General features: G+C 49.1%; 12 protein-coding genes. 11 read left to right on the forward strand and 1 reads right to left on the reverse strand.

Translation table 11 applies throughout. From position 1 onward, the window contains the following. Positions 1 to 73: 73 nt before the first annotated feature. From ACW73I_RS12430 to ACW73I_RS12480, 11 genes are all read left to right on the forward strand, one after another. Positions 74 to 1,330, forward strand: coding sequence for a glycerophosphodiester phosphodiesterase family protein (locus ACW73I_RS12430; RefSeq protein ID WP_458029696.1), 1,257 nt, complete (start codon positions 74 to 76; stop codon positions 1,328 to 1,330). Between the two features lie 287 nt (positions 1,331 to 1,617). Continuing rightward, a complete protein-coding gene (locus ACW73I_RS12435) occupies positions 1,618 to 2,553 on the forward strand; it encodes a hypothetical protein (RefSeq protein WP_458029697.1) in 936 nt (311 codons plus the stop codon). Between the two features lie 173 nt (positions 2,554 to 2,726). Continuing rightward, positions 2,727 to 2,960, forward strand: coding sequence for an acyl carrier protein (acpP, locus tag ACW73I_RS12440; RefSeq protein ID WP_013820083.1), 234 nt, complete (start codon positions 2,727 to 2,729; stop codon positions 2,958 to 2,960). An 89-nt stretch (positions 2,961 to 3,049) separates the two neighbouring features. Continuing rightward, positions 3,050 to 4,294: a beta-ketoacyl-ACP synthase II gene (gene fabF / locus ACW73I_RS12445; RefSeq protein ID WP_458029698.1), complete on the forward strand. Its 1,245-nt coding sequence runs from the start codon at positions 3,050 to 3,052 to the stop codon at positions 4,292 to 4,294. A 27-nt stretch (positions 4,295 to 4,321) separates the two neighbouring features. Beyond that, the gene (gene pabC / locus ACW73I_RS12450) at positions 4,322 to 5,149 is read left to right on the forward strand and encodes an aminodeoxychorismate lyase (RefSeq protein ID WP_458029699.1); all 828 of its coding nucleotides are present in this window, start codon (positions 4,322 to 4,324) and stop codon (positions 5,147 to 5,149) included. Next, positions 5,146 to 6,135: an endolytic transglycosylase MltG gene (mltG, locus tag ACW73I_RS12455; RefSeq protein ID WP_458029700.1), complete on the forward strand. Its 990-nt coding sequence runs from the start codon at positions 5,146 to 5,148 to the stop codon at positions 6,133 to 6,135. Before pabC ends, mltG begins: the two co-directional genes overlap by 4 nt. Then, positions 6,132 to 6,758: a dTMP kinase gene (gene tmk, locus ACW73I_RS12460; protein WP_458029701.1), complete on the forward strand. Its 627-nt coding sequence runs from the start codon at positions 6,132 to 6,134 to the stop codon at positions 6,756 to 6,758. The genes mltG and tmk overlap by 4 nt, the downstream gene beginning before the upstream one ends. Further along, on the forward strand, positions 6,755 to 7,756 hold the full coding sequence (locus ACW73I_RS12465) for a DNA polymerase III subunit delta' (protein WP_458029702.1): 1,002 nt from the start codon (positions 6,755 to 6,757) through the stop codon (positions 7,754 to 7,756). Before tmk ends, ACW73I_RS12465 begins: the two co-directional genes overlap by 4 nt. Before the next feature lie 4 nt (positions 7,757 to 7,760). After that, on the forward strand, positions 7,761 to 8,111 hold the full coding sequence (locus tag ACW73I_RS12470) for a PilZ domain-containing protein (RefSeq protein WP_458029703.1): 351 nt from the start codon (positions 7,761 to 7,763) through the stop codon (positions 8,109 to 8,111). A gap of 46 nt (positions 8,112 to 8,157) precedes the next feature. Then, a complete protein-coding gene (locus tag ACW73I_RS12475; RefSeq protein WP_458029704.1) occupies positions 8,158 to 8,928 on the forward strand; it encodes a TatD family hydrolase in 771 nt (256 codons plus the stop codon). Between the two features lie 186 nt (positions 8,929 to 9,114). Further along, complete coding sequence (locus ACW73I_RS12480; protein WP_458029705.1) at positions 9,115 to 10,251, forward strand: methyltransferase; 1,137 nt, start codon at positions 9,115 to 9,117, stop codon at positions 10,249 to 10,251. Here ACW73I_RS12480 and gloB read toward each other — a convergent pair whose 3' ends face one another. Continuing rightward, positions 10,252 to 11,022, reverse strand: coding sequence for a hydroxyacylglutathione hydrolase (gene gloB / locus ACW73I_RS12485; protein WP_458029706.1), 771 nt, complete (start codon positions 11,020 to 11,022; stop codon positions 10,252 to 10,254). Positions 11,023 to 11,138: the final 116 nt, after the last annotated feature.

Below are 11,138 nucleotides of genomic sequence, written 5' to 3' on the forward strand. Positions count from 1 at the left end.
ACATAAATATCCTGTAAGTTTTTGGATCGCCTTAGGAGGGCGAGCACAATCCACTACTTCCGAGGAAACACTCATGAACTCGATCAAAAATCTATTGCTTGTTTCGGCATTAGCGGTCGTTTTTGCGCCTGCGGCTGCATTGGCCGATGGTAAAAACGACCGTCATCATACGCGCTACGATCGCCGCGATAAGGAAGCGACAGTCCAATTAGGTCCTAGACCGTTTTTTCTTGTCAATGATATGCAAGAAGGCGAGCTGAAACAGGCCTTGAAGCAATGCGCCAACGGCCCGTTCTATAAAACCGACTTTTCCATCGGCCACCGAGGTGCCGCGTTGCAATTCCCGGAGCACACGCAGCAATCTTATGAGGCCGCCGCGCGGATGGGGGCTGGCATCGTCGAATGCGACGTGACCTTTACCAAAGATAAAGAATTGGTTTGCCGCCATTCCCAATGCGATTTGGAAACCACGACTAATATTTTGGAAACCGATCTGGCCGGCAAATGTTCGGTCGGCCCTGATATGAGTAGTGATACGCCTTATAAAAAGGTTAAATGCTGTACCAGCGACATCACCCTAGCCGAGTTCAAAACCCTGAAAGGCAAAATGGATGCAGGTAACCGCGATGCCAAGACTCTGGCAGATTTCATGAACGCCACGCCAAGTTTCCGTACTGATAGCTATGCGGGTAACGGCAAGGTGATGACGCATAAGGAAAGTATTGAGCTGTTCAAAAAACTGGGTGTCAAAATGACTCCCGAACTGAAAGAGCCAAGCGTGCCTATGCCGTTCGATGGCTTTACCCAAGACGCTTACGCGCAGAAAATGATCGACGAATACAAGACTGCGGGCGTCAATACTAAAGACGTCTATCCGCAATCGTTTAGGTTGGACGATGTGCGTTACTGGATTGCCCATGAACCTAAATTCGGTAAACAAGCGGTATTTCTGGAAGACTTGAATGTGCCGGAAGATGTGCCGCCAGCCATCGCTAGATTGCCGTCTTTGAAAGCCGAAGGCGTGCAAATCGTCGCGCCGCCGATCTGGGTATTGGTGACCCTGGACGCTGACAATAAAATCGTGCCGTCCGACTATGCCAAAGCCGCTAAAGCTGCCGGTTTGGAGATCATCACCTGGACCTTGGAGCGGTCCGGCTTGTTGAAAGACGGGGGCGGTTATTACTATCAATCCGTCACGGATGGCGTCAAAACCGACGGCGATACTATGGAAATGCTGGATGTGCTGGCGCAAGACGTCGGCATCCTCGGTATCTTCTCGGATTGGGCGGCGACCGTTACCTACTACGCCAACTGTATGGATTTGAAATAGGTCTGGCCTTAGTTTCACCGGTTCGTTGTCCAAGCGAACCGGTGGAATGGCTATCGCCTATCCAACAGTCGCGAAAATACAAATCAGGCAATTGAATACACCGGATTCGGAAAGCTGATGTTTCCAGTCGAAATATCCGAAGCTGCATTGATCGCCAGCATTTAGTGTGTTGACACCGAGCTATTCGCCCTATCAGCGTCCCCTTATGCCACCTCCGGAACTTAAAGTTTTCGGGTCTGAAATACTCCAATCTAGAATAGCCGTTCCAAAATTGTTAATATCCGCTAATGAAAGACCAGCAATTTATCTTCGACCAAATCCACATCGAGGTAGCCCGCGCGGCCTCTGACGACTTCAATCTTTTCCACGACAAGCATAAATGGTTGCAGATTACACATAACCCGTTCAAAGGGCCTATTGTATTGGGTTTTCAGCTCAACACCCTGATCGAACATCAAATGAAGCTGTTTAGGGAGGCGCAGCATGAAGACAACATCATTGCAGAGAATCATCTGCGGTTCAGCAATTATCAAGTTACTTTTGTCAATGCCTTACGACCACGGCAAGAGTTTTCGTTGGATATTAAAAAAACCTTAATTGCGACCATTCCCGATCTAACCTTGACAAATCGCATTGCGATCAAATCTCAGGGTAAAACGATATTGTTGGGTTATAAAAAGGAAACCAAGCTACCTTTGTTCTTGGCGGACACCGATTTGAGCGCATTACCCGACCTGAATACTATCCAGGATCATTCGACGGTGCCTGGCACCGAGTTTTTTTTGAAGCGAAAATGGTTGACCAACGGCAATGTGAAAAACTTTTTATCGGGATCGCTCGCCGAGCAATCGGATTATTTCGACGAGCTGGTGCATGTCGCGCATTACCCCGAGGTGTTTCCTGTCAGCTTGACTTCGGGGGCGTTATTGGAAAAAGCCCAATTGGAAAATCACGATTTCAAGCGTAACCCTATGGTGTATACATCGCACGATTTCTCGGTGGATAGAGTGCATCTGGCACAAGTAAAAAATAATGACAAACTGCACATTCTGGTAAAACAATTGCCCGAATCCAAAGACAATACGCTGCATCATACCAATATCATGCTGCGCACTTACGAATGCTTCGGTGTGCTGGAGGATCAGTCCATATTGTTTCGAATCAAACTTAACTTAGTGCCATTGGAGGAAATCGTCAAAAATTTAAGTTCAAAATCCCCGTAGCTATCGGGTGTTTCCACTTATGATGGCTAATGTTGTGAATTTTTTTGAACATCAAGTATAATTCCCGAAATCGTTAGGCATCGCCGGTGACGAGACTTACATATTAACAACACACACTAAAGATAAGGTGGACGTTGCAAGTTAAGCGTTCGCATTGTTCGAGGAAAATAATTATGAGTAATATCGAAGAACGGGTAAAAAAGATTGTCGCTGAACAATTAGGCGTGAAAGAGGAAATCGCAAACGACGCGTCTTTTGTTGATGATCTTGGTGCGGATTCTTTAGACACGGTTGAGCTCGTCATGGCGCTGGAAGAGGAATTCGAGTGCGAAATTCCTGACGAAGAAGCTGAGAAAATCACCACCGTACAATTGGCTATCGATTACATCAACGCCAATCTGCAATAAAGTCGTTCCTGTGGCTAGTGGATTTGTCCACTAGCCTACACTGCATTCCCATCTGTTTGTCTTCTCTTCAAATATAACGGTACTTTTCTGTGAGCACACGTCGAGTTGTTATAACGGGCTTAGGCGCCGTTACGCCTTTGGCAAATAATGTCGCTGATACTTGGGATGGAATTGTCAATGGTAGAAGCGGCATCAGTCCAATCGATTCTTTTGATATTTCCACATTTGCAACCACGTTCGGCGGCGTCATCAGAAACTTCAATATAGGTGATTACATCTCAGAGAAGGATGCCAAAAGGATGGATGGGTTCATGCATTATGGTATTGCCGCCGGTTGCCAGGCATTTGAAGACTCGGGCATTGTAGTGACCGACGAAAATGCAGAGCGAATTGGTGTTGCAATTGGTGCCGGAATCGGCGGTATCACAGGTATCGAGGAATGCTATGCCTCTTATTTGGCAGGCGGTCCTCGGAAGATTTCGCCGTTCTTCGTGCCCGGCAATATTACCAACATGATTTCCGGTAATCTGTCGATCAAATACGGATTGAAAGGGCCGAATTATGCAATCGTAACCGCATGCACCACCGGTACCCATAATATCGGTGACGCAGCGCGTTTGATTAAATACGGCGATGCCGACGTAATGGTCGCCGGTGGGGCCGAGCGCTGTACGACATCTCCGACCGCAATGGGAGGCTTTGCGTCGGCAAAAGCCTTGTCGCGTCGCAATGACGATCCGCAACGCGCTAGTCGTCCTTGGGACAGAGATCGCGACGGCTTTGTGCTGAGCGATGGTGCCGGTGTTGTGGTTCTGGAAGAGTTGGAACATGCCAAGGCACGTGGAGCCAGAATATACGCAGAATTGGTCGGATACGGCATGAGTGGGGACGCCTATCACATTACGTCGCCTTCTGTTGGGGGTGAGGGTGCGGCTCGTTGTATGCGCAACGCGCTACGCGACGCCAAGATCAATGCGAGCGAAGTCGATTATATCAATGCTCACGGCACGTCGACTCCGGCGGGGGACGTCGGGGAAACCCATGCAATGAAAACCGCGCTGGGTGAGTATGCCTATAAAGTCGCCATCAGTTCGACCAAATCAATGATAGGGCATTTATTGGGTGCCGCCGGCGGTATCGAGGCCGTTTTGACTTCTTTGGCGATCATGCATCAAATCGCTCCGCCGACTATCAATTTGGAAAATCCGGATCCCGAATGCGATCTTGATTATGTGCCGAATGTCGCTCGCAATATGAAAATCGATGTCGCTGTTTCCAATTCCTTCGGTTTTGGCGGTACTAACGGATCATTGGTATTTAAGCGTTTCGAATAAGGCCGGTTTTCTAACTAGTGTCTGCCGATGTTCTTATTGAATGGCGAACGCAGACAGTGTATCGATGCCTCTGACAGAGGCTTTCAATATGGCGATGGTCTGTTTGAGACTATCGAAGTGCTTAACGGTAAGTTGCTGTTTTTTCAGCAACACTTGCAGCGTTTGCTTATAGGTTGTGAAAGATTACTGATTCCGCCACCTGACTTGGGCCTGCTGCAAGCCGAGGCCGAACAGCTTTGCGCCGACGCAGATCACGCCGTATTAAAGATCATTTTCACCCGCGGTAGCGGCGGGCGCGGTTATCGGCAGCCAGATCCGGTCGTGCCGACGCGCCTGTTAAGCCTGCACCCTTTTCCTGTTTATCCCGATCATTTTCAAACCGACGGCGTTGTCGCCCGCTTTTGCCGCCAGCGCTTAGCTATTAATCCTAGCTTGGCCGGTATCAAGCATCTAAACCGCTTGGAGCAAGTCTTAGCTAGGGCGGAGTGGCAGGATGACGGCTACCAAGAAGGCTTGATGCTGGACTATGACGATCACGTGATTGAAGGCACAATGACTAACCTTTTCTTCGTTAAAAACGAAATATTACATACGCCGATTCTGACCCAATGCGGAATCGCGGGGATTGTTCGAAAAATTGTGATAGACTCGGCAATTCGCAACAATATCGTTGTGTGTGAACAACAGTTTCACAAGCGGAGCGTCTTGGCGGCGGACGAGCTTTTTATTACCAACTCGGTAATAGGCATTTGGCCAATAAGACAACTTGATAGTCAGTGCTTTAAAGTGGGCCGGATAACACGACGTATTCAGCAATGGTATGCGGAAGCACGCGAAGCGGAGACAATAGTGTGATTAGAAGTATAGTTGCGTTTACTTCCCTGATGCTGCTAGGCTTATTACTGATTTGGGGTGGTATGCATTACCACATCTTGAAAAAGAAACCGGTGGTCAGTCAACAAAGTACGTTGGAAATTAAAAAAGGCGATACGCTGAACAGCGTAATAAAGCAATTGCACGCCAAAGGCATTGAAGTCAATAAGATTTGGTTCAGATTATATGCCTATCGCGCACATCTGGACCGCTTGTTGAAAGTAGGCGAATATGTATTAAAAAAAGGCGCAACAGCCACCGATATATTGGCCACGCTGAAGGAAGGCAAAACTCGTAAATATAGGATTACGCTTTTGGAGGGCTGGAGCTTCAAGCAAATGCTCGAAGCCATCAGAAATAATCCCAATATACACCACACGCTGTCAAATGATCAGTTAGCCGACGTCATGCAAAAGTTGGGTTCCGATCAGGTTCACCCGGAAGGCCAGTTCTTCCCCGATACTTATTTTTTTGAAAAGAATAGTTCCGATATCGAGCTGTTGAAACGGGCTCACAAAAAGATGCAACAGGTGTTAGCTAGCGAGTGGGAGAAGCGTGATAAAAATGTTCCGCTAGAAAGTGCTTATGACGCTTTGATTCTGGCTTCTATCATCGAAAAAGAAACCGCCGCGGCCGAAGAGCGTAGAAAAATTGCCGGCGTGTTCAGCAGGCGCCTGAAAAGAGACATGTTATTACAAACCGACCCGACGGTGATCTATGGTATGGGTGAGGGATATCAAGGCAATATTCGCCGCAAAGATTTGCAAGAACCAACGCCTTACAACACCTACGTAAATAAGGGATTACCTCCGACACCGATTGCGATGCCCGGCAAAGCGGCAATAGTAGCCGCTTTGCATCCCGAAGACGGAAACGCGTTGTTCTTTGTTGCGAGAGGCAACGGTCGCCATGCTTTTTCCGCGAGTTACGCCATGCATGAAAAATATGTTCAAACCTATCAACGATGACGCACGGACGATTTATAACGCTCGAAGGTTGCGAAGGTGTCGGTAAGTCAACGAATTTGCAGTTTATAAAAAGCTTACTACAGGAAAAGCAGATTGAAGCCGTCGTGACGCGAGAGCCCGGCGGGACTGAGCTGGCCGAACAAATTCGCCATCTTTTATTAGCAAAGCATCACGAGAGCATGACACCCGACGCCGAGTTGTTGCTGATGTTTGCAGCGCGCTCACAACATATTCATCATGTGATTTTGCCGGCTTTGCGACGGGGCTGTTGGGTATTGTGCGACCGTTTCACCGACGCGACTTTCGCTTATCAAGGCGGAGGTCGTCAGATGAATGTTAAAACAATCGAGTGGCTGGAGCGTACCGTGCATGGCGATCTGCAACCGGATTTGACATTGCTGTTCGATGCCCCGGTTGAAACGGGTATGAGGCGTGCCCGGAGCCGCGGCCTTCTCGACCGTTTTGAGAGCGAACAGCTTGAGTTTTTTCAGCGGGTACGCCTGGCCTATTTACAGCGGGCAAAAAGCATTCCCGAACGCTATGTCGTCATCGACGCCAGTTTGCCGTTGCCGGACGTACAAGCCGGAATTCGGCAGATTGTCGATCTGCTTTGCGGGAAATGAAAGAAAGCGGTTTGCCGGTTTATCCGTGGCAGCACGCTAACTGGGAACATTTGCTCGGTTATATCCGGCAACAAAGAATTCCCCAAGCGTTATTGATCACCGGGCCGGCTGGCGTAGGCAAACGCCGTTTAGCCGATGCCTTTGCCCAAAGCCTGAGCTGTCATGCGCCGTCAGCCGATTATTCGGCATGCGGCCATTGTCGAAGTTGTAAACTGCTTGCCGCGCAAACTCACCCGGATTACCTGTTGATCGAGCCGGACGAGCCTGGTAAGGCGATAGGCATAGACAAGATCAGACGGCTCATCGTCAAGTTGGCGTTGAAGCCCCAATTTGAGATGCAGCGCGTTGTGATCATTACGCCGGCCGATCAACTCAATACCGCGTCCGCAAATGCCTTCCTAAAATGTCTGGAAGAGCCGAGCGAGCGTACGTGTCTGGTATTGTTGACCGAAAAGCCTTCCGCTTTGCCCGCTACGATTCGCAGCCGTTGCCAAGCCATTCAATGTCATCTGCCTGAACACCGGCTTGCGCAGCGATGGTTGGAAGAGCAAGGTGTAAGAGAGAATATCGATACGTTGTTAACGCTGGCGGGGAGGGCGCCTTTAGTGGCGAAAGCCTTTGCCGAACAAGATTTTGTTAGCATTAGGCGGTATTATTTTGATGCATGGGTGCAGATCGCCGAAGGTAAAAAAAATTTGCTGGAAGTGTCTGAACAATGGCAAAAATCGGATAGGCTCGATTTGTCGACCTTGCTGCAATGGATGCTTTACTGGGTGTTGGATATTATTAAAATCAAGTATCTGGCCGGAGATGAACAATTGCATAATCCGGACTTGCAAAAATCCTTGCAAGGCTTCGCCGAAAGGTTAGAATTGAAGGGCCTTTATCGGTTTTACGATCGATTGCTGAAGGCATATTCGCAATTGAACACTCAAGTCAATAAACAACTGACGTTGGAGCAGATTTTGATCGACTGGTCGCAACTAAATATTCGATAGCAACATGGCAGAGACGGCAGCAAGACAGGGTATCTTGTCATTATCCATTAAAGATAAGAATGCGCTTTACGCGGCGTATATGCCGTTTATAAAAAACGGCGGCTTGTTTATTCCGACCAAACGCGAATACCAAATCGGCGAAGAAGTATTTATGTTGTTGAATTTAATGGAAGAAACCGAACGTTTACCCATCGCCGGCAAAATCATCTGGAAAACGCCTGTCGGGGCCGAAGGTTATCGAGCTCCGGGTATCGGCGTACAATTTAGCGACCAAGACGGCGGTACCGCACGCAACAAAATCGAAACTTATCTGGCTGGTGCTTTAGAGTCGGATCGCTCAACTCATACCATGTAATTGCCGCTTGGCGCGGCCGGCGCAGGTTTTTCAAGCAATATTTTCAATGTATATAGATTCCCATTGCCACTTGGATCGTATCGATCTAAAACCGTACCATCACGATTTTAGCGCCTTTGTCGAAGATGCTCGCAGCAAAAAAATTGAACACATGCTTTGCATTGGTATCGATATGGAGTCGTATCCCGGCATGGCGGCATTGGTCGAGCCTTATGCGGATATTTCTTTATCGGTAGGTGTGCATCCAAACGTCACCGAAGGGCGAGAACCGACGATAGACGAACTATTACAGCTCGGACGTCTTGAAAAAGTCATTGCGATCGGCGAAACCGGTTTGGATTATTTTCGTAGCGCCGGTGATTTGGAATGGCAGCGCCGGCGCTTTAGAAATCATATTGAGGTTGCTAAGACATTATCTAAGCCCTTGATCATCCATACCCGCGAAGCAGGCCACGATTCCCTGGATGTGCTTCGCGAAGAAGGTGCTGATCGAGTAGGCGGCATTATCCACTGTTTTACCGAAGATTGGGACTATGCAAAGAAGGCTCTGGAACTTAATTTTTATATCTCATTTTCCGGCATCGTGACTTTTAAAAATGCCCAGGCCATTAAGGAGGTCGCGCGAAAAGTGCCTGCAGATCGCTTTTTAATCGAAACCGATTCGCCGTATCTAGCACCCGTTCCGTATAGGGGCAAACCTAATTATCCCACTTACGTTTGCCACGTAGCCGAACATATCGCCGAGTTGCGCCGATGTAGCGTCGAAGAAGTGGCCGCATTGTCTCGCGATAATTTTTATCGTTTGTTCGCAATGTAAAGATTTCATTTTTTTGCGGCAAAAAAAACGGCCAGGTACGAGAAGAAGTCTGGCCGCTGCGAGAGGGAAGTAACTCTGTTTCCCCGAGGGGCGCATACAAGAGTTGGATATAGTCTAGCGGAACTCAAACATCTTTAGTATGTGGCATTTCGCCGCGTGGCAAATTGTCGCTGATTCGTAATCATCATGCACATCGATTTTCAAGTACCACAAGGCAGTTTTAGGCTGGGGCGTTTACCCGTTAGGAAAAACGAGCCGCTGCAGGCATGGGATGCCGCGGACGAGTATCTGCTGAACTATCTAGCTAGCCAAGACATGCCGCCGCTTGGTGCGCAGATTACGATACTGAACGATGGTTTCGGTGCGCTCGCGCTGGCTTTGCATGCTTTCGATCCCATAGCGATTTCCGATTCATTTCTATCTCAGCAAGCGACTAGGAATAATCTGCAAAACAACGGCATAGATCCCAGCAGCATTCGGTTGTTGGATAGCTTGAGTGTGCCGGACTCGCCTATTGATTATCTATTGATCAAGATTCCGAAAACCTTGGGACTGCTCGAATACCAACTTCATCGTATACGCCCTCTCATAAAGCCTGATGCTAAGATCATCGCGGCGAGTATGGTTAAGTCCTTGCCTGCTAACGCTTGGAAATTACTAGAACGCCTAATTGGGCCGACGGTACCGTCGTTGGCTGTCAAGAAGGCCCGCCTAATTTTCGCCGAGCACGAACCGCAATTAAGCATACCGGCCAATCCCTATCCGATCAAATACAAGTTGGAAAATACTCGTTTCACGATTTCTAATCATGCCAATGTTTTTTCGCGAGACAGCTTAGATATCGGCACTCGACTATTACTGAAGCATTTGCCGGATGTGTCAGATTACCGCCACATGATCGATTTAGGTTGCGGTAACGGCGTCGTGGGATTGGTGTTGGCCGAACGTGGGCCCGGCGCCCGAATCAGTTTCGTTGACGAATCGTTTATGGCCGTTGCCTCCGCCAAAGAGAATTTCGACCTGGCATACGGCGCTAGTCGGCAGGCGGATTTCGTCGTGAATGATGGTTTAAGCGGTTTCCCTATTGATAGCGCCGATTGCATCGTTTGCAATCCGCCTTTTCATCAGCAGCATACGATAGGTGATCAGATTGCCTGGCAAATGTTTCGACAATCGCACGAGGTGCTGCGCAGAGGCGGGGAACTGCGGGTGATCGGCAATCGGCACTTGAATTATCATCACGCTCTGAAAAAGCTATTCGGCAATTTCGAGCACGTCGCCGGCAATGCCAAATTCGTGATCGTAAAAGCCGTCAAGGCGTGATCAGCGGAATTGGTCTTTTAACGCCCTGACTTTGGCAAATACTTGAGCGGGGCGGTCTTCGGCCGATGCGCCGACTGCTTGGCGCACACCGGCGCTGTGTTCGCGTAAAAACGGGTTGGTGGCCAATTCCTGCGCGATAGTCGACGGTACGCTGGATTTATCCACGCGTCTGAGTTCCGCTACGTGCTTTACGCGTTGTTGCAGTTCGGAATTATCGGCTTCGATTGTTAACGCGAAGCGGCCGTTGGCCTGGGTATATTCGTGAGCGCAATAAACACGGGTGTTACCGGGCAAGGTTTTCAGCTTTTGTAACGACTGCCACATTTGATCGGCGCTGCCTTCGAATAATCGGCCGCAGCCTAGGGAAAACAGGGTATCGCCGCAAAATAGAGCTTCGCTGTCGGCGCAGTAATAAACGATGTGGCCGCTGGTATGGCCGGGCGTTTCGATGATTTCGAAATTATGCCGGCCTAAAGCAACCGTTTCGCCTTCCGAGACGGCGATATCGATGCCCGGGATCCGATTGCGGTCGGAAGCTGCCCCGACTATTTTGCATCCGGTCGCTCTTTTCAATTCCGAATTGGCGCCGACGTGGTCGCCGTGGTGGTGGGTATTGAAAATATAATCCAGATGCCAGCCGTTTTTCCGTAACGCATCGATGACTGGCAATGCGATTGCCGGATCGACGGCGGCCGTTTCACCGCTTATGGAGTCGTGCAGCAGATAAATATAATTATCTGTCAGAACCGGCAATTGGACGATTTCAAGCATGGAGGCTAGGCGCAAAAAGCTTCGATTTGAGTCAGTATACCCTGAGAATCCAATCCGACTAGGCCGAGCAATTCCTCGCGGCCGCCCTGTTCGACGAAGCGGTCGGGCAGGCCGAT

The organism is Methylomonas sp. MgM2, assembly GCF_054172045.1.

Bases quoted from the DNA above. Each gene is read 5' to 3' on its own strand.
- ACW73I_RS12430 (WP_458029696.1), top strand. From the start codon at position 74: ATGAACTCGATCAAAAATCTATTGCTTGTTTCGGCATTAGCGGTCGTT.
- ACW73I_RS12435 (WP_458029697.1), top strand. From the start codon at position 1,618: ATGAAAGACCAGCAATTTATCTTCGACCAAATCCACATCGAGGTAGCC.
- acpP (WP_013820083.1), top strand. From the start codon at position 2,727: ATGAGTAATATCGAAGAACGGGTAAAAAAGATTGTCGCTGAACAATTA.
- pabC (WP_458029699.1), top strand. From the start codon at position 4,322: ATGTTCTTATTGAATGGCGAACGCAGACAGTGTATCGATGCCTCTGAC.
- tmk (WP_458029701.1), top strand. From the start codon at position 6,132: ATGACGCACGGACGATTTATAACGCTCGAAGGTTGCGAAGGTGTCGGT.
- ACW73I_RS12465 (WP_458029702.1), top strand. From the start codon at position 6,755: ATGAAAGAAAGCGGTTTGCCGGTTTATCCGTGGCAGCACGCTAACTGG.
- ACW73I_RS12470 (WP_458029703.1), top strand. From the start codon at position 7,761: ATGGCAGAGACGGCAGCAAGACAGGGTATCTTGTCATTATCCATTAAA.
- ACW73I_RS12475 (WP_458029704.1), top strand. From the start codon at position 8,158: ATGTATATAGATTCCCATTGCCACTTGGATCGTATCGATCTAAAACCG.
- ACW73I_RS12480 (WP_458029705.1), top strand. From the start codon at position 9,115: ATGCACATCGATTTTCAAGTACCACAAGGCAGTTTTAGGCTGGGGCGT.
- gloB (WP_458029706.1), bottom strand. From the start codon at position 11,022: ATGCTTGAAATCGTCCAATTGCCGGTTCTGACAGATAATTATATTTAT.